The sequence below is a fragment of the Streptomyces phaeofaciens genome, assembly GCF_014648915.1.
Lineage (GTDB): Bacteria > Actinomycetota > Actinomycetes > Streptomycetales > Streptomycetaceae > Streptomyces > Streptomyces phaeofaciens.
The window spans coordinates 169,710-187,407 of the sequence record NZ_BMSA01000007.1; the positions used below are offsets into that span (position 1 = coordinate 169,710).

15 protein-coding genes are annotated in these 17,698 nt (G+C 71.4%); all 15 read right to left on the reverse strand.

Going from position 1 to position 17,698, the window contains the following annotated elements; translation table 11 throughout:
• Positions 1-150 precede the first annotated feature (150 nt).
• Entirely contained in the window at positions 151-1,389 is a 1,239-nt protein-coding gene (locus IE275_RS15120; RefSeq protein ID WP_189711783.1) for an MFS transporter, read from the reverse strand.
• A 408-nt stretch (positions 1,390-1,797) separates the two neighbouring features.
• The gene (locus tag IE275_RS15125) at positions 1,798-2,622 is read right to left on the reverse strand and encodes an ABC transporter ATP-binding protein (RefSeq protein WP_189711784.1); all 825 of its coding nucleotides are present in this window, start codon (positions 2,620-2,622) and stop codon (positions 1,798-1,800) included.
• Between the two features lie 3 nt (positions 2,623-2,625).
• Positions 2,626-3,591, reverse strand: coding sequence for a FecCD family ABC transporter permease (locus IE275_RS15130; RefSeq protein ID WP_189711785.1), 966 nt, complete (start codon positions 3,589-3,591; stop codon positions 2,626-2,628).
• A 56-nt stretch (positions 3,592-3,647) separates the two neighbouring features.
• Positions 3,648-4,688: an ABC transporter substrate-binding protein gene (locus tag IE275_RS15135; protein ID WP_189711786.1), complete on the reverse strand. Its 1,041-nt coding sequence runs from the start codon at positions 4,686-4,688 to the stop codon at positions 3,648-3,650.
• An 88-nt stretch (positions 4,689-4,776) separates the two neighbouring features.
• Positions 4,777-9,051 (reverse strand): non-ribosomal peptide synthetase, encoded by a 4,275-nt coding sequence (locus IE275_RS15140; protein ID WP_189711787.1) that lies wholly within the window; start codon positions 9,049-9,051, stop codon positions 4,777-4,779.
• On the reverse strand, positions 9,048-9,293 hold the full coding sequence (locus tag IE275_RS15145; protein WP_189711788.1) for a phosphopantetheine-binding protein: 246 nt from the start codon (positions 9,291-9,293) through the stop codon (positions 9,048-9,050). The genes IE275_RS15140 and IE275_RS15145 overlap by 4 nt, the downstream gene beginning before the upstream one ends.
• Positions 9,294-9,320: 27 nt before the next feature.
• On the reverse strand, positions 9,321-10,850 hold the full coding sequence (gene scoC, locus IE275_RS15150) for a fatty acid-ACP ligase ScoC (RefSeq protein WP_189711789.1): 1,530 nt from the start codon (positions 10,848-10,850) through the stop codon (positions 9,321-9,323).
• A 14-nt stretch (positions 10,851-10,864) separates the two neighbouring features.
• A complete protein-coding gene (gene scoD / locus IE275_RS15155) occupies positions 10,865-11,383 on the reverse strand; it encodes a (2E)-enoyl-ACP glycyltransferase (protein WP_189711790.1) in 519 nt (172 codons plus the stop codon).
• Positions 11,380-12,270: a (3R)-3-[(carboxymethyl)amino]fatty acid oxygenase/decarboxylase gene (gene scoE / locus IE275_RS15160; RefSeq protein WP_189711791.1), complete on the reverse strand. Its 891-nt coding sequence runs from the start codon at positions 12,268-12,270 to the stop codon at positions 11,380-11,382. The genes scoD and scoE overlap by 4 nt, the downstream gene beginning before the upstream one ends.
• 22 nt (positions 12,271-12,292) lie before the next feature.
• Positions 12,293-12,535, reverse strand: a complete 243-nt coding sequence (locus IE275_RS15165) for an acyl carrier protein (protein WP_189711792.1) — start codon at positions 12,533-12,535, stop codon at positions 12,293-12,295.
• Entirely contained in the window at positions 12,532-13,584 is a 1,053-nt protein-coding gene (locus tag IE275_RS15170; protein ID WP_189711793.1) for a beta-ketoacyl-ACP synthase III, read from the reverse strand. The genes IE275_RS15165 and IE275_RS15170 overlap by 4 nt, the downstream gene beginning before the upstream one ends.
• 33 nt (positions 13,585-13,617) lie before the next feature.
• Positions 13,618-14,988 (reverse strand): MFS transporter, encoded by a 1,371-nt coding sequence (locus IE275_RS15175; RefSeq protein WP_229870245.1) that lies wholly within the window; start codon positions 14,986-14,988, stop codon positions 13,618-13,620.
• Positions 14,989-15,205: 217 nt separating this feature from the next.
• Positions 15,206-15,961, reverse strand: a complete 756-nt coding sequence (locus IE275_RS15180; protein ID WP_189711794.1) for an aspartyl/asparaginyl beta-hydroxylase domain-containing protein — start codon at positions 15,959-15,961, stop codon at positions 15,206-15,208.
• Positions 15,962-16,152: 191 nt separating this feature from the next.
• On the reverse strand, positions 16,153-16,758 hold the full coding sequence (locus tag IE275_RS15185; RefSeq protein WP_373299227.1) for a sigma-70 family RNA polymerase sigma factor: 606 nt from the start codon (positions 16,756-16,758) through the stop codon (positions 16,153-16,155).
• Positions 16,759-16,986: 228 nt separating this feature from the next.
• On the reverse strand, positions 16,987-17,655 hold the full coding sequence (locus IE275_RS15190; RefSeq protein ID WP_189711796.1) for a hypothetical protein: 669 nt from the start codon (positions 17,653-17,655) through the stop codon (positions 16,987-16,989).
• Positions 17,656-17,698: the final 43 nt, after the last annotated feature.

Here is a 17,698-nt window from a genome sequence, read left to right on the forward strand (position 1 = left end):
TCGCGTGGCACCGTCGGCACCGCCCGCTGGTCCGGTCCCTCGTAGGAGTGGCCTCGGGCCGGCGGCGCGGGCCAGGCGGTCGAGGGCGTCCTGCGTGCCCCACAGCCATTGACGCCTGCTCACCAACGGGGCCGATCGGCGGCTCCTGAGCTAGGCGACTTGCGCCTTCCCCAGGGAATCAGGCTGCGTCTGCCGAGCGTGCTGGTGGTGGTGTTGTGCCCAGCGGACAGCGAGTGGTGCCGCCAGGCCGGTCAGGGCGAACATGGCTCCGACGACGTACCAGCCGGGCCGGCCCCAGGTGATGCAGAGGGCGATGAGCAGACTTGGCCCAAGTGCGTCGGCCAGTCCGGCGCCCAGGCCGAACACTCCCAGGTACTGGCCGGTGGCGTGCTCGGGGGCGAGGGCGAAGGAGACCTCGAAGCCGGCGGCGGCGTGCCAGAGCTCGCCGACCGTGTGGATCACCACTGCGAGAAGGAGCAGGGTTGCGGCAGCCCATGCCGGTATGCCCGCGGACAGGGATATCAGCGAGCAGGCGATGAGAAAGGCCACTCCTGCCCGGCGGTAGGCGTTGCCGCCGGCCTCGGGGGAGTCGATGTCGCGGCCGGCTCGCACCTGGAACGCGACGACCATGACAGTGCCGGTCAGCATGGTGCCCGAGATGAGCCAGCGCGGGGCGGTGGTGGCACCGACCAGCCAGAGCGGGATGGCCACGGTGAGCACCTTGAACTGGATGGCCATGATGCCGTCGAGGACGGTGAGCAGCAGGTAGGGGCGGTCCCGGAGGGCGATCCAGCGAGGGCCGCCGGCCGCCGGGAGCGGCGCGACCGGCGGCAGGGAGACGAGGAACGCCGCGGAGACCACGAAGGCGATCGCGTTGCCGATGGCCATGAGCTGATAGGCGGTGAGTGTGCCCGCCTGAACCACCCATCCCGCCCCCAGGGCACCGAGAGAGATGCCGACATTGGTCACCGCCCGGAGGTAGGCGCGGAACTCCTGTGGCCGGTCGCCTCCGTAGCGTCTGACGAGCGGACTGTGTGCGGCTTTTCCAGCTGCCTTGGCTCCGGCGGCCACGGCGACCACGACAACGAAGGGCCAGAAACTGTCCACCAGCACGAAGCCGGCCGTGGCCAGAGCCTGGACCACGAGGGTGACGGCGTAGACGCCGCGTGCTCCGTACCTGTCCGCCAGATGACCGACCGCGACGCCCAGGACCAGAGCGGCACATCCGGCGATTCCGAGCCCGGTCCCCACCTGGCCCGCCGGTAGGTGAACCGCTTCGGTGAAATACAGCACCCCAGCGGTCAGATACAGGCCACTGCCGACGGTGTAGACGAAGTTCGAGGCAGCGAGGACACGCTGCGGTCCGGAGTCCGGCATCAAGCGGGGCATGACAACGCTCCACACGTCACGGGCAAGTAAGGGTCCGTCAAGCTTGTTGCACATTACTTGCACTTGCGAGACTGTCGCTACTCTCAGGTGGGGTGTGAGGCTGATGACGTTCCTCGGACAAGAAGTGCCGCCGTCGCGGCGGCGGTCGCCCTGACTGGGCTCGCCGCCTGCCCGGGTACGGCAAGGACGGCAACTCCAAGATCTTCGACGGACTCCTCGCCCGCGACACGGACCTCGAGCCGCGGCAGCGGCGACCACACCGGCGAGAACGGCCACCGCTGTGGTGCGGACGAGGCCCAGGATCGCGCCCGCTGCGACGTCGCCGAGCCAGGTGTGGCCGACGGCAAGCAGCGCCACCGGGCGGAGGGTCCGTCCGAGAGGACCCCGGGCGGACCACCCCACCACCCCTCAAGGGCCGGCGGTTTCCGTCGGCCGGGTGTCCTCCGTCGCGCGGGCGCCGTCCGCGAGCGGCTGGGCCTCATAGGTGATGCGGATGACGCCGTCGGCGTGCCGGTCGGTGCTCGCCCGGACGCCGAAGACGTCGGCGAGGATCTGCGGGGTCAGCACCTCCAGCACGGGCCCGGCCGCGACCACAACCCCCTCGTGCAGGACGACCAGGTGGTCGCAGAGCCGTGCGGCCAGGTCGAGGTCGTGCAGGACGGCGAGGGTGGTGATCCCGGTGGCGCGGATGAGGTCCAGGAGTTCGAACCGGGCGCGGATGTCGAGGTGGTTGGTGAGTTCGTCGAGGACGAGGAGCCGGGGGTCCTGGGCCAGCGCGCGGGCCAGCAGGACGCGTTGACGCTCGCCGCCGGACAGGGAGGCGTAGTCCCGGTGGGCGAAGGGGCGTACGCCGCAGCGGTCGACGGCGTCGGTCACGGCCCGTTCGTCCTCGGTCCCGTCGCGGCCCAGCAGGCTGTGGTGGGGGGAGCGGCCCAGGGCGACGATCTCGGTGACGGTCAGGCCGGTGGTGTTGCCGCCGGAGTCCTGGAGGACGGCCGCGGTGCGGCGGGCGGCGGCCCGGGCGGACAGCCTCCATACGTCGTCCTCGCCCACCCGCACGATCCCTTGAGCCGGGCGCAGTGAGCGGTACACGGTGCGCAACAGGGTGGACTTTCCACTGCCGTTGGGGCCGACGAGTCCGACGATGTCGCCCTTGGCGGCCTCCAGGGTCACCTCACGGAGGATCGGGTTGCGGTCGAGGGTGACGTGCAGCTGGTCGATGGTGAGTTTCATGCGTCAGTCCAGGCCCTTGTTGCGGCGCAGCAGCCACAGGAAGAAGGGGGCCCCGAGGAGGGCGGTGAGGATGCCGAGGGGCAGTTCGTTGGGGCGGTTGAGGGTGCGGGAGAGGAGGTCGACGAGGACCAGGTAGACGGCGCCCAGCAGCGCGGTCAGCGGCAGCAGGCGGCGGTGGTCGGCGCCGATGGTCAGACGCACCAGGTGCGGGATCATCAGGCCCACGAAGCCGATGCTGCCGGCGACGGCGATGACGGTTCCGGTGAGCAGTGCGCTGAGGACCAGCAGGACGGCCCGCAGCCGGTTGACGTCGACGCCGAGGGCGGTGGCGGACTCGTCGCCGGCCAGCAGGACGTTGAGACGCCGGCCGAACAGGGTGAGGAGCGCGGTGGTGACGAGCACCACCACGGTGACCGTGGGGAGTTGGTCCCACTCGGCGCCCGCCACACTGCCCAGCATCCAGAACATCACCGTCCGCAGTTCGGTCGGTGTCGCCTGGAGCTGGACGAAGCTGGTGGCGGAGAGGAAGACGTAGCCGATGGCGACGCCCGCCAGCACCAGCCGGGTCGGGGCCAGTCTGCCCTGCCGCTGCCCGAGCGCGAAGACCAGCGCGCCGGCGGCCATCGCGCCGAGGAAGGCCGCGGCCGACACCCCGAGCCCGGCGAGCGCCGCGCCGCCGCCCAGGGTGATGACGAGGACCGCGCCGAGCGTGGCGCCGTAGGAGAAGCCCAGCACGATGGGGTCGGCGAGCGGATTGGAGACCACGGTCTGCAGAACGGTTCCGGAAACGGCCAGGCCGGCGCCGACCAGGGCCGCCAGGAGCACGCGCGGGGTGCGGAAGTTCCAGACGATCTGGTCGAGGGCGGGATCGGCGGGGGCCGGCCCCGCGCCGGTGAGGTGGTGCAGGACGACCCCCCACACATCACCGAGCGGGATGTTCACCGCGCCGATGCTGATCGCCACGATCATGGTGACGGCCAGCGCGACGGGCAGCAGCGTGAAGGCCAGCGGGACCTTGAGACGGCTCAGAACGCGTCCGGGTGCAGCGTCTTGGCGATCTTCTCCACGGCCAGGTCGTTGCTGGGGCCCAGGTACATCGAGTCGGACAGCGTCACGTACGCGTTGTTCTTGGCCGCCGGCCACTGGGGGAACTCCTTGAGCAGGGTCTTGGCGTAGGCCGCCGGGTTCGGGTCGTTGTAGGCGATGACGACGAGGGCGTCCACGTCGGTCGCGGCCACCTTCTCCTTGCTCAGATCGGCGAAGGACGTCTTGGACGCGTTCTCGAAGGCGTTGGAGCCGCCGGCTTCGGCGAGGATGTCGTTGTAGATGCCCTTGGCGACGACCGAGCTGAAGTCGTTGCCGCCCATGGACATGTTGGAGAAGAGCACCATGACGTTGGGCCGCTTCTCGCCCTTCACCTTGGCCGAGACGGCCGTGATGTTCTTCTCGGAGGCGGCGATCAGCTTCTCGGCCTTGTCACTGACGTTGAAGATCTTCCCCATGTCGCGCAGGAGCTGGTAGCTGTCGGCGACGGTCATCTTGGAGGTGTCCTGGTCGCAGCCCTGCGGGGAGACATAGGTCCGGGACCCCACGTCCTTGAGCTGGTCGCGGGTGGCGAAGCCGTTCTTCTCGTCGAAGCCGTACGACGTCGTCGACAGCACCAGGTCGGGGCGCAGGCCGATCATCGCCTCGCGGGGGATGTCGTAGGCCTCGTTGAGCTTGATGTCGCCGGTGGGCAGGGCCTTGATGGCGGCGGCCCGGCCAGGGACCTCGGACATGCCGTAGCTCTGCTGGTTGGCGACGATCTTGTCCTCGAGGCCGAGGGCGAGGAGGGTGGAGACCTCGGCGACGGAGGCGCCGTTCATGACGACGACCCGGCTGGGGGCCTTCTCGAAGGTCTGCTTCTGGCCGCAGTTGTCCAGTGTGACCGGGTAGCCGTTCTTCGTGGCCGCGGCTTCGGTGGACTTCGTACTCGCCCCGTCGTCGGACGATGAGCCGCCGCATGCCGCCGTGAGCAGACAGAGGGCTGCGGCCAGGGCGGTGGCGACCGGCCGGTTGATCGACATGCGGGCTCCTTGCGTGGCGGAAGGACTCATCGGGCTGAAAGGTCCTGTTGCAGTAGTCGGGGCGAAGTGAGCCTGAGTTCCCGGCAGTTCACGAATTTCTCGGGGGCGTCGCCCGTCGGGGACGGAGCGGCGCCTCCGGGGCCGGCAGCACGCCCGAGGTCACACAGTGGTCCAGGTGGCGGAAGACCAGGTCGCGGTCGACGGGCGGGCAGCTGATGCCGCTGCCTTCGAGCCCGGTGCGCACGTTGTCGGCCTGGATCCGACCGAGGCGCAGGTCGGTCGCGTCGGCCTGCTCCGCCGCGTCGAAGAAGGCGATCGTCGTGGCGGCGACGTCGGCCGAGCGGGGCAGCAGCTCCCGCCACCGGGCGAGCGACAGGCACCGCACCGGATAGCCGTACTCCCGCACCCAGTCGTAGACCTCGCTCAGCCGTACCCGGGGCAGGGTCGCGTGGTGGAAGACGGGGCCGCCCGCCGATGCGCGCGGGTGGAGGCCGAGGTGGACCAGGGCCCGGGCGACGAAGTCCACCGGCGTCCACACCTCGTCCTCGAACAGCTCCGGGACGATTCCCTCCGGGACACCCGCCCGCAGCACGCTCCACAGGAAGTCCCGCTCGTTGACGTATCCCGTCCCGGACGGTCCGACCACACGGCCCAGGCGGTGCACGGTGACCGGCAGACCGCGTTCGGCCGCCTGCTCCAGCAGCCGTTCGGACGCCCACTTGGACTGCTGGTAGCCGTACCGCAGTCCCTCGTGGGCCGGCAGGAACGCCTCCGGCACCTCGGGGCTCAGGCTCGCGGGCGGGGCCACGGAGAGGGTGGAGACGTAGTGCAGGGGTGTGGTGCGTACGGCGGCCAGGCGCAGGAGGTGGGCGGTGGACTCGGTGTTGACGGCGCGCAGGGTGGCGTAGTCGCGCAGGATGCTGACGGTCGCGGCGTTGTGGAAGATCGCGTCGCAGGTGGCGGCGAGGTCGCCGAGCGTGTCCCGGGTCAGGCCGAGGTCCGGGCGGGCGAGGTCGGCGGGGACGGCGGTCAGCCGGTCCCGGGCCCGCTCGTCGAGGGTGATTCCGTGGCGTGCGAGGGTCTCGTGGATGCGGGCGCCGGCCTCGGGTCTGCCGTCGGCCCGGACCAGGCAGACGATCTCGGCTTCCGTCACGTCGAGGAGTTCCGCCAGCAGATGGGCGCCCACGAAGCCGGTGGCGCCGGTGAGGAGGATCCTCCGTGGGGCGGCGCCCGGGGTGCGGTGGATGCCGGGTCCGATGCCCTGGTCGAGCACGGCGTCGGCCAGGAACGCCGCGGCGGAGGTCGTCGGCGGCGGTGGTGACGTCTCGTCCAGGAAGCGGGCCAGTGCGGCTGCGGTGGGGTGCTGGAAGAGCCAGGCGACCCGTACGTCGCGGCCGAGTTCGGCACCGAGCCGGTTGGCGACCTGGATCGCCTGGAGGGACTGGGCGCCCAGGTCGAACACGTCGTCGTCCACCGTGACGGTGTCGGCGCCGAGGATCTGGCGCCAGACGCCGGTGATGGTCCGCTCCAGGTCGCTGCCCGTGGCCGGGGCCTGCGGGACCGGCGGCGTGCTCAGGGCCGTCCGGTCGATCTTGCCGGAGTCGGTGCGGGGCAGCCGGGCGACGGCCTCGACGGCAGAGGGGATCATCGCGGCGGGCAGGCGTGCCCGCAGGTGCACCCTGATCTCCGACGCCGACGGGGCCGGGGACTGTGCCACCAGATGGGCGACCAGACGCCGGGTGCCGTCGGCGAGGGTCTGTCCGACGACGGCCGCCTCACGGATCCCGGGGTGGGTGAGCAGGGCGCTCTCGACCTCGGCGGGCTGGACACGATGACCACTGATCTTGAACTCGTCGTCCGACCGGCCCAGGAAACGCAGCTGCCCGTCCTCGTCGACGCGCACGAGGTCACCGGTGCGGTAGGCGCGGGGAGCGCCGGGGACATCGGTGAGCGGGGCGAAGCGGGAGCCGTCCCGCGGGGCTCCCCGGTAGCCCCGGGCCAGGGTGTCGCCCAGCAGATACAGCTCCCCCTCGACGACGGCGGCCCGGATGCCGGGCAGGGGCAGGCCGATGGGGACCTCGCCGGGCGCGAGCGCCGGGTCGTGCAGGTCGGCGACGGTGGCGACCACGGTCGCCTCGGTCGGCCCGTAGGTGTTGAGCAGCGCGACCGAGGTGCCGACGGCCTTGCGCCAGCGGTCGACCCGTTCGGGCAGGGCCGCCTCGCCGCCGATGACGACGGTCCGCACGCTCTCCGGCAGGACGGAGCCGGTCGAGACCGTGTAGGCCACCTCGTGCCAGTAGGCGGTGGGCAGGTCCAGCACGCTCACCCGCAGCCGCGCGCACTCGTCCAGGAAGCGGGGAACCGACTCGGTCATGTCGTCGGTGCGGATCACCAGCGTGCCGCCGGCGCACAGCGTGAGGAAGATTTCCTCCACGCTGGCGTCGAAGTGCAGCGGGGCGAAGTGCAGGACGCGGTCGGTGCGTCGGAGGCGGTAGCGGTGGGTGGCGGCGGCGACGAAGTGGGCCAGCGCTCCGTGCCCGATCTCGACGGCTTTGGGGCGGCCGGTGGAACCCGAGGTGTGCAGGACGTACGCGAGGTCCGTGGGCGCGGGTGCCGACGGGGCCCGGGTGGTGCGGGGGCCGGTGTCCGGCTGTTCCAGCAGGAGTACGGGGTGCTCCGCGAAGTCGGCCGCGCGCTCACCGGTCGTCAGGACGAGCGCCGGAGCCGTGTCGGCCAGCAGGTGGGCCGTACGGTCGGCCGGGGCCTTCGGGTCGAGGGGGCAGTAGGCGGCACCCGACAGCAGGACACCCAGGACGGCGGTGACGGCCTCGATCCCTCGGGGCAGGGCCACCGCCACCACGTCGCCTCCGCCGACGCCCCGGCCGGCCAGGCGGCGGGCGAGGTTCCGTGCGGAGCCGAAGAGCTGGGCGTAGGTGCGGCTGTCCCCGGCGTGTTCCAGGGCGACGGCCGCGCCCCGGCGGGCGGCGTGGTCGGCGATCAGGTGCAGCACCGGGCGGGCCGGGGCGGGCAACGGTCCGCCGTCGAGAACCCGGACCGCGCGCTCGGCGTCCGGGCGGGCGCCGAGCGCGCGGTCCGGGTCGGCGAGCCCCTCCTCCAACACCGTGAGCAGGCCCTCCTGAAGGTCCGCCACCTCCGCCTCCGTGTAGAGGCCGGGGTTGGCGTCCAGGGCGATGCGCAGACCGGTGCCGTCGGAGCGGTCGTAGACGTTGACGGCGAGGTCGTCCACGGGCCCGGCGGAGACGTTGTGGACGGTGCTGGAGTGACCGGCGAAGCGCAGGTCGTACTCGAACGGCATGATGTTGACGCCGGGCCCGGAGAGCCGCCGCCGACCGCCCACCAGCTTCAGGTCGCGGCGCAGTTGCTCGTAGCGGTAGCGCTGGTGGGGCAGCCCGGCGCGCAGTTCGCGCGAGAGACGGGCCGCGAGGTCACGGAGGCTGTCGTCGGGGGTGACGGGGACCCGCAGGGGCAGGATGTTGCGCACCATGGCGGGCACCCGCAGGGAAACCGAGCCGAGGCGGCCCATCGCCGGCAGGCTGAGGACGATCTCCGGCGCGCCGGTGATCCGGTGCAGGTACGCGACGGTCGCCGCGAGCAGGACCTCCGACCAGGTGACCGACAGTTCGCGGGCGACCGTGCGCAGGGTGTCGGCCCGAGCCGGGTGGAGGTCGATGACCCGGCGGTGGAAGGTGCGGGCCGGCAGGGCTGTACGGCCGGCCGGGGTGGCCACGGGCGGGCGGTCGGCGTAGCGGTCCGTCCAGTAGGCCCGGTCCTCGGCGTGGCGGGGGGATGCGCGGTAGGCGCGTTCCTCGGCCCGGACGGACTCCAGGGTGCCGAAGCCGCTGTCGGGCACGGCCTCGCCGGCCGTGAGCGCGGTGTAGACCTGAGCCACGCGCCGGGCCACGAGGGAAAGCCCGAAGCCGTCGAGGGCGATGTGGTGGACGCGGTGGTACCAGAGGTACTCGTCGCCGGCGATCCGCAGCAGGGCGTGGCCGAAGAGCGGGCCGTGGGCGAGGTCGACGGGGCGGGCCATGTCCTCGTCCATCCAGGCCAGGGCCGCGGCGTGCGGGGCGGGCTCGGCGGTGAGGTCGGCCGAGTGCAGCCGCCATGCGCCGGTCGGGGCGGGTGCCTCCCAGGGACGGCCCTGCTCATCGACGACGTAGACGACGTTCAGGGCCTCGGTCTCGGCGACGACCTGGTGCAGGGCGGCGTCGAAGGCGGCCTCGTCCACCGGGCCGTGGATGTGGACGTACTCGGCCGTGTTGTAGGCGGGGCTGTCGGGGTCGAGCTGCTGGCCGGTCCAGATGCCCTCCTGGGCGGCCGGCAGCGAACGGCGCACCGTCATGGGGTGTCCCCCCGGCGGGCGGAGAGCAGCTGCCACCACTGGGCGAAGGACGTGCACTCGGCGAGTTCGACGAAGGTGATGTCCACGCCGGTCGATCGCCACCCTTCCATCAGGGTGGCGATGCGCAGGGAGTCGAGCCCGGCGTCGAGGGGGTTGTCGTCGAGGTCCACTTCATGGGGCTCCAGGTACAGGTACTCCGCGAGGTCGGCGCGGAAGCCGTCCAGGGTGAGGGGAGCGGGCATGTCGGTCTCTCTCCGGGTAGGGGCGGGTCAGTTGACCTTGCGGGCGGTGTCGCCCCAGAAGCGGTCGCGCAGGGCGCGGCGCAGGATCTTTCCGCTGGGGTTGCGGGGCACGCTGTCGATGAACTCGTAGCGGGCGGGCAGCTTGAAGCTCGCGAGCCGTGGCACGAGGTGGGTGTGCAGATCGCGGGGGCTGGGCGGCTGTCCGGGGTCCGCTACGACAAAGGCGTGCACGTATTCGCCCCAGCGCTCGTCGGGTGCGCCGACGACGACGGCCTCGGCCACCCCGGGGTGGCTCTCCAGGGCGTTCTCGATCTCGGCCGGGTAGACGTTCTCGCCGGCCACCAGGATGGCGTCCTTGATGCGGTCGCGGATGAAGACGTATCCGTCCTCGTCGAGGTAGCCGGCGTCGCCGGTGTGGATCCAGTCGTCGACGAGCGTCTCGGCCGTCCTGTCCGGCAGTCCCCAGTACTCGACCATCCTGGCCGGGGTGTGCAGACAGACCTCCCCGACCGCGCCCGGCGGGAGTTCCCGTCCGTCGCCGTCGATCACCTTGGCCCGTACGCCGGGATACGGCCGTCCCGCCGCCTGCATCAGCGGTCCGCCGGGGACATGGGCGGCCGGGGGCAGGCAGACGGCGGTGTTGCCGGTCTCGGTGAGGCCGTAGATCTGTGCGAACTCGCAGTCCAGGACGGCGAGGCTCTCCTCCAGCAGGGCCTCGGAGATCGGGGAGCCGCCGTAGACGGTCTTCCGCAGGGTGGTGAAGTCTTTCCCGCTCACGCCCGGTTCGGTGAGCATCATGCGGAGCATCGCCGGTACGACACAGGCTGTCGTGATACCGAGGTCGCGGATGAGGTCCACGGCGCGACGGGCCTCGAAGGCGCGCATCGCGACGACCGTCGTCCCGGCGTCGAGGTTCTGCGTGGCCCACCACAGGCCGCCGATGTGGAACCCGGGAATGCCGACGAGCGCGATGTCGCCGGGCCGCCAGTCGATCCAGTCCAGCCCCTCGCCCGCCAGGGCCTCCCGGATCGCGAAGAAGCTGCGGTGGGCGAGGACCACGCCCTTGGGCAGTCCGGTGGTGCCGCTGGTGTAGAGCTGGGCGACGGGAGTGTCGGGAGTCGCGTCGAACTCGGTTTCCCCGTCGCCGTGTTGTCCGCACCACTCCTCCCATGCCGCCAGGGAAACGACCGTTTCGGGCGGCGCGGTGGGCATGCCCTCCACGATCTTCGCGAATTCGTCCTCCAGGAACAGCAGTCGGGTGGCGGAGTCCTGGAGGATGTGGCTCACCTCGGGTGCGGTGAGCCGCCAGTTGACGGGGACGAGGACCGTGCCGCTCTTGGCGCAGCCGAAGAGGATCTCGTAATAGTGCTCGGACTCCTTGCCGAGGTACGCCACCCGGTCGCCGGGGACGAGTCCGGCGGCCCGGATCGCGTGGGCGACGCGGTTGCTGGCGCGGTGCAGTTCCGCGTACGTCAGGGTGCGGCCCTCGCAGAGCACGGCCGGGGTGTCCGGCCGGTGCTCGGCGTGGCGGCGGGTGGTCTGGACGAGCGTCTTCATGGGGCCCTTCGGGGTCAGGGAACGTTGACGATCGCGAGGGTCGCCTCGCCGTCGCACCGGCCGCCGTGGGCGTCCCAGTAGCGGTAGGCGGTAGCGGCGTGCAGGAAGGGGGCGCCGCCGGCGGGAGCCCGCCGGGCCACGGAGCGGAACTCCATCTCCCCGGAGAAGACACGAGGATCGATGGGGCGGCGGAAGCTGCCGGCGAAGCGGGCGATGAGGATGTCCGGCAGCTGGTGGCGCCAGAAGTCGTCCAGGGTCCAGGTTTCGAACCCGGTCAGGAGTCCTTCCTTCACGGACTTGGCGACCAGGTAGTACATCATCTGGTTGTAGGCGATGTTGACCTCGACCGCGTTCAGGTGGCCGGTGTCGTCGATGTAGCAGGACTCCGGAATGGCGAACTCGCAGCGGGCTGCGCTGAGTCCGGCGTCGGCGGTGACGTGGGCGGACGTGAGGTACTTGCAGTGGTCCTTGTAGGGCCCGAGGACTCTGGCCAGCAAGTCCTCGTCCGTGCGGTGTTCGACGGCTGTCGTCATGCCGTCGTGATCCCGTCGTGCAGTTTGCGCGCGTCGTGGACGGTGACGCGGTAGGAGACGGTGGGCTCCGGGGTGGCGGTGTGCCGGGCGCGATGGATGAGGCTGCGGTTGTCCCAGATCAGCAGGTCGCCCTGTTCGAAGCTCTGCACGTGGATGTTCTCGTGCTCGAAGGACTCGTCGAGCTGGCCGGTGGCGTCGAACAGTCGCTTGAGCAGGTCCTCGTCGAGCGGGTTGCCGGCTCCGTCCTCGATACCGACGGTGAAGCCCTCGCTGAGGTAGAGGACCGTCTCGCCGGTCATCGGGTGGGTGAAGGTGGTGGGCTGGACCACGGGCGGGGTCTTGGTCTCGACCTCCTCGATGATCTCGGAGATCGGGCGGTAGACGTCATGCGGGCGGATCTTGAAGTACTTGCGGACGGAGTGCCGGCACCGCGTGCCGTCGATCTCCCGCTTCAGCTCGGCGGGCAGTCTCTCGTACGCCTTGCCCATGTCGATGAAGTAGGTGCCGCGGTTCTTCTCCGGGATGACCTGGGGGTGGATCAGGGTGATGCCGAAGGGGTCGGGCATGAACTGGTAGTCGGCGTGCCAGAACTTGCCGGTCTTCGGGACTCCTATCTGCTTGCCCCCCTCCGGGACGTTGGAGGAGACGAATATCTCCGGGACGTCCGGGTGCTTGTACATCGGTTCGTAGTAGGTCTCGGGGCGGCCGAGGCGCCGGCCGAGGGCGAGGAACTGCTCCGGGGTGAGGTCCTGGCCCTTCAGGACGGCGATCTTCTTCGTGTAGACCGTCCGAAGAAGCGTCTCGATGTCGGCCTCGGAAGCGGTGGTGTGGTCGAAGTCCTCGACGGTCGCGCCGAGCGCGGCGCCGGGCTGGTCCTTGATCTGCATGGGTGTGCTTCCTTCCGTGGGGTCAGACGGCGGCGGAACGGCGGGAGTCGACGAGTGCGGCGATCTCGCCGAGCGTGCGGTCGGGCTGGAGTTCGTCGTCGCCGACGGTGACGCCGAGGTCGCGTTCGATGCGGATGCCGATCTCGACCGTGGTCAGTGAGTCGACGTCCAGTTCGCCGAGGGTGGCCTCGGGGCGGGTGCGGTCGGCGGGGGTGTCGTGCAACGTCGTGAGGATGTCCACGAGTTGCTCGTAGGTGGTGGTCATGGTGTGGTCCGTTCCTCTTGGCGCGGTGGGTCGGGGAGCGAGGGCCAGGTCAGCAGGCAGGAGCCCCAGGTGAGGCCGCCGCCGAAGGCGGTGAGCAGGAGGCGCTCGCCGGGGCGGATCCGCTGCCGGGCGGCGGCGTCGGCCAGGGCGAGCGGGATGGAGGCGGCTCCGGTGTTGCCGACGGCGTCGATGTGGGCGACGCAGCGCTCCCTGGACAGGTCCAGGCTGTCGGCGACGGAGTGCAGGATGCGGAGGTTGGCCTGGTGGGGGACGAAGTGGTCGACGTCGTCGATCTTCCAGCCGGCCTTGTCCAGCGTCGCCCTCGCCGAGGCGGCCATACGGGTCACCGCGTGCCGGTAGACCTCCGTGCCTCGCATGGCGAAGTGCCTTTCCTCCCAGGTGGGTTCACCCGGCCGGGAACGCTGCCGGGACCCACCCGCGGCGATGGTGATCAGTTCCTCGTGGGCTCCGTCGCTGCCGAGGTCGAAGTGGCCGACGGCACCGGGCTCGTCGGGGTGTCCGGCGCGCAGGACGACCGCTCCGGCACCGTCGCCGAAGATGATCGCGTTGGCCCGGTCCAGCGGATCCACGATCGTGGAGTAGGTGTCGGCGCCGATCAGCAGGACCCTTCGGGCGACACCGGCGGCGATCAGCCCGGCGGCGGTGGCCAGTCCGTAGACGAACCCGGTGCACACGGCGCCGACGTCGAAGGCCGCCACCCCGTCGAGGCCGAGGCGGGCCGCGACGCCGGGCGCGGTGGCCGGGCAGGGGCGGTCCGGGGTGGTCGTGGTGACGATCACCGTGTCGACGGAGCCGCCTCCGGCGGAGCGCAGGGCGAGCCGTCCCGCCTCGACCGCGAGGTCGGAGGTCGCCTGGCCGGGGTCGGCCAGGTGGCGGGTGCGGATTCCGGTGCGGGTACGGATCCAGGTGTCGTCGGTGTCCAGCCGCTCGGCGAGTTCGTCGTTGGTGACCACACGGGGCGGCACCCATCCGGCCAGTCCGCACAGGACGGCCGCCGGGGCGGGCGGGCTGGGGGCATCGCTGAGCACAGCTGTACTCCTGGTGGGGTGGGGTGGGGCGGTCTAGTGAGCGGTGGCGGTTCTGCGCAGGGTCAGGCCGAGCGGCACACCGCAGCCGAGCCCGGCCGCCACGGCGAACACGGCGACCCTGATGCCGGTCAGCAGGGCGTCGTCCGGCGGACCCTCGCCGACGCCGCCGGACAGCGCGACCAGCAGGGCGAGACCCACCGCTCCGCCGACCTGGAGGGTGGTGGAGGCCATGCCGGACGCCACGCCCTGGTCCTCGGGGGCGACCCCGGAGGCGGCGGCGATCCACATACCGGTCCAGGCGGCACCCTGGCCGAGGCCCAGCAGCACGATCCCCGGCAGCAGCAGCTCGTACGAGCCGTCCGTGGTGAGGGCGAGCCCGAGGGCGGCGGCTCCGACCGCGCCCGAGACCAGACCTCCGACCAGCATGCGCCGTACGCCGACCCGCGCCACGGCCCGTTCACCGGCGTGGGCGCCGAGCGCGGTCACCACGGCCGGGACGAGGAAGGCGAGGCCGGTCGCGAACGGGCCGTAGCCGCGCACGGTCTGGAAGTACAGGGTCAGGAAGTAGGGCAGGGAGCTGAAGGTGGCGCTGTACAGCGCGGTGACCGCCATCGCGGCGCGCAGGCCCCGGTGGGTGAGGAGCCGGGCCGGGACCAGCGGGTCGTGCGAGCGGGACTCGACGACCGCGAAGAGCGCCAGCAGGGTGACCGCGAGACCCGCGGCGAGCAGCGCGGACGGACTCGTCCAGCCGGCCTCGGGCGCGTGCACCAGCGCGAACACCAGGAGGGTGATTCCGCCGGTCGCGGTGAGGGCGCCCCCCAGGTCGAACCGCCGTACGGCCGCGCGCGGAACGTCCGCCGGGAACAGCCGCCACCCCGCCCAGGCGAGGGCCGCCGCGACGGGCACGTTGACGAAGAACACCGACGGCCAGCCGAACGCCTCCACCAGCACCCCGCCCAGCAGCGACCCGAAGCACAGTCCGCCGGCCCCGGCCGCACCCCACACCGCGAGGGCACGGTTCCTGGCGGGTCCTTCCTCGTAGAGGGTGTTGAGCAGGGACAGGGTGGCCGGGAACAGCAGCGATCCGCCGATGCCCTGCACAGCGCGGACGGCGACCAGGATCCCCGCCGACGGGGACAGGCCGCCCACCAGTGAGGAGCCCGCGTACACGAGGGCCGCGACCACGAACGTCCGGCGCCGGCCCAGCAGATCGGCGGTCCGTCCGCCCAGCAGCAGGAAGCCGCCGGTCGTCACGACGTAGGCGCTCACCACCCATTGCAGGTCGTGCGCGGAGAAGCCGAGACCGGATCCGATGTCGGGGAGCGCGACGTAGACGATGTTGTAGTCGAGCGCGATGACCAGCTGGGCCAGCGCCAGGACGAGAAGGGACAGTCGTGCACGCACCGGACACCCTCCTCATCACTAAATGGAAAACAACGATGAATTCCGAATGAGCACCCTCATTCGTCGATCATTTTCAGTCACGATAACACCACCGAGAAGCCTTGAGAATGGCCGACTTGAAATCACCGGAGAAGGGCGGGTGTTTCGATTTTCGGGCAGCACTGAATTTCCGGCGGCACGGAACTGCCGGATCATATTCAGCACATATCTCGGGCGGTCAGCCGTCGCCCATGAGCCGCCTGATCTCCGTCATGAGCGCCACCAGCGCCACGCGTTCCGGAATCGTCGTTTCCGGATGCCAGAGATCCACAAGAAGGCAGGTCCGCGGGCGGTCGCCGTCATTACGAGCCGCGTGCTCGAAGGAGTAGTCGAAGAGCAGACACTTCCCCTCCTGCCATGAACGGGTCTCCCCCGCGACGGTGAGGGAACACCCCTCGGGAATGTCGACGGCGAGATGCAGATTGATGCTGAAGTTCCACAGGTCGCAATGCGGGGCGACAAATGCTCCGGGCAGCAGGGTGGAGAAGTGGCATTCGAGGAGGGGACAGATCTTCTCCGTCTCGACGGCGAACTCCTGGAGCACCTTGTACGTGGTGGGCACGGCGCCCGCCGATTCCTCGACCAGGGCCCCACCCCGGTACAGATAAAGGGCCTGCCAGTCCTCCTGGCGGGTCAGATAGTGCTCGTAGTCCGAGAACGCCTCACGCCGTCCCGACCAGGCCGCGTCGAGCTCCGCCTTGACGGCCGGGTGGGCGGCTTCCAGCGCCTCGACGACCGGGGTCAGTTCGGGATGGCCGTACGGATCGTGCCACGGGGTGGCGGACAGCCCCGGCAGGATCCATTTGGCGGCCCTCTGGAGCGGGTGTCGCGGCGCTCCGCCCCCGGGCTCCAGCATCCGTTCCACGCGCCGGACGGAGTCCACGCCGTACGCGTCCCTGATCGCCGCGAAGGCGTCCTCTATCTCGGGTGTCATGCGGGCCCCTCCCGGCCGGTGCCACGACCGGCTGGCGAGCCGGTGTCGCACTAGTAGTCGGGCGGAGGGGCCGGTGAGTTCCCGCGAGTTCTCGCCAATTCTCGGCTGCACCAATGGAGTTGCCGTTTCGGTCGGCAGCGCGCCCGGCCTCGGCGGATGCCGGTGCCCGGCAGGGGCACCGGCGCTTCGCGTCAGGCCGCCAGGTCGGCCGGGGCGTCGGTCTCCAGGAGGAGCCGCTCCAGAGCGGCCCGGGCTCGAGCAACCCGGGAACGCACCGTGCCGACCGGGCAGTCGACGAAACCGGCCGTCTCCTCGTACGACAGCCCGACGATCTGGGTCAGGACGAACGCCTCACGGCGTTCTTCGGGCAGTGCCTCCAGGAGGGCGAGCAGGGCCAGTCCGTCGTCGAAGCCGGGCAGGCCGCACGGCTGGGCGCGTTCGACGGCCGCCTGCCAGTCGGGGGTGTCCGCGATCCGCGGCCGGGCGGCGGCGCGACGGAAGCTGTCGGCCACGGTGCGGCGGGCGATGGAGAAGAGCCAGGTACGGGCGGAGGCTCGGCCCTCATAGCGGTGCAGGCTGTCGAAGGCGCGCGCGAAGGTGTCCTGGGTCAGGTCGTGGGCAGTCTGAGGATCACCGCTGAGACGGGCGACGTAGCGCAGTACGTCGCCGTGCAGGGCGCGGACGAAGTGCTCGGCCGCGACGGGGTCGCCGCCCCGGGCGGCGAGTGCCCAGGCGGTCGCCGACGCGTTTGCCGAGGCACGGTCCACCCGGGGAGCGGGCAGGACGGAAACAGTCACGTGATGTCCTTCTCGGGTCATCCGGGCCCGTCTCCTCAGCGGGGAGGGCGGGCCCAACGGCACAGGAGGTGCGGCCGTACGCGCTGGGGTACGGCGACGCCCGGGGCCCTCCAGGACGTCTCGGCCCGCGGCGTCGACACGGACACGGCAAGGCGAGGAGTCCCTCGGGGGCTGCGCGAGAACGCGGCAGGCCGAGCGGTGAGGCGGGCCCCGGTGGATCCGGCTGTCTCAGGCGACAGCGGGACCCACGGGCGGCCCCCGGGATGTGACGGAGAAGCAGAGAAGGAGGCGCGCCGGAGCCGGACTGTCCTCGGCTCGGCGCCGGCGGGTGGAGGAGCTGTGGACGGGCGCGGGCAGCGCCAGCAGCAGCCGCAGGGGTGCCACCAGCCGGGCCGCGGCCGCCCGCAGGATGCGGAAGACGGCACGCTCGCCGTGGGCGAGCCACAGCCCGCACAGGACCGCGGCCAGGAGGTGGGCGGCGAGCATGCCGAAGGAGGGGGCGCCGCCCGTGCCGTGCGCGTGCTGGACTCCGCCCAGGCCGTGCGCCATGGAGCTCATGTCCATGGCGCCCATGTCCATCGTGCTCATGTCCGCCGGGCCACCGGCGGACAGGGCCGTGTGGTCCGCCGCCGCGTCGGGGGTGAGGCTCTGCGCCAGGGAGAACGTCTCGTGGAGCACCGCCTGTGCGGCGGTCACCGTCGTGACGATCACCGTGCGTCCGCGCTCCCGGCCGGCGAGGAGCCAGCCGATCACTCCGGTGCCGGCCACGCCCGCGGACATGGCCCACCAGGGGACGGACGTTCCGGACATGATCACGTGGCCGAGGGCGGCGAGCAGTACACAGGCGGCGGCGAACACACCGGCCCGCAGCGTGCGGCACCACCCTCGGACAGTCATGGCCCGCCCATCTTCGCACCCGGCGTCCGATCGCCGACAGAGG

Excerpts from the sequence above, each read along its gene's own strand:
- IE275_RS15120 (WP_189711783.1), bottom strand. The coding sequence starts at position 1,389 with ATGCCCCGCTTGATGCCGGACTCCGGACCGCAGCGTGTCCTCGCTGCC.
- IE275_RS15125 (WP_189711784.1), bottom strand. The coding sequence starts at position 2,622 with ATGAAACTCACCATCGACCAGCTGCACGTCACCCTCGACCGCAACCCG.
- IE275_RS15130 (WP_189711785.1), bottom strand. The coding sequence starts at position 3,591 with ATGATCGTGGCGATCAGCATCGGCGCGGTGAACATCCCGCTCGGTGAT.
- IE275_RS15135 (WP_189711786.1), bottom strand. The coding sequence starts at position 4,688 with ATGTCGATCAACCGGCCGGTCGCCACCGCCCTGGCCGCAGCCCTCTGT.
- IE275_RS15140 (WP_189711787.1), bottom strand. The coding sequence starts at position 9,051 with ATGACGGTGCGCCGTTCGCTGCCGGCCGCCCAGGAGGGCATCTGGACC.
- IE275_RS15145 (WP_189711788.1), bottom strand. The coding sequence starts at position 9,293 with ATGCCCGCTCCCCTCACCCTGGACGGCTTCCGCGCCGACCTCGCGGAG.
- scoC (WP_189711789.1), bottom strand. The coding sequence starts at position 10,850 with ATGAAGACGCTCGTCCAGACCACCCGCCGCCACGCCGAGCACCGGCCG.
- scoD (WP_189711790.1), bottom strand. The coding sequence starts at position 11,383 with ATGACGACAGCCGTCGAACACCGCACGGACGAGGACTTGCTGGCCAGA.
- scoE (WP_189711791.1), bottom strand. The coding sequence starts at position 12,270 with ATGCAGATCAAGGACCAGCCCGGCGCCGCGCTCGGCGCGACCGTCGAG.
- IE275_RS15165 (WP_189711792.1), bottom strand. The coding sequence starts at position 12,535 with ATGACCACCACCTACGAGCAACTCGTGGACATCCTCACGACGTTGCAC.
- IE275_RS15180 (WP_189711794.1), bottom strand. The coding sequence starts at position 15,961 with ATGACACCCGAGATAGAGGACGCCTTCGCGGCGATCAGGGACGCGTAC.
- IE275_RS15190 (WP_189711796.1), bottom strand. The coding sequence starts at position 17,655 with ATGACTGTCCGAGGGTGGTGCCGCACGCTGCGGGCCGGTGTGTTCGCC.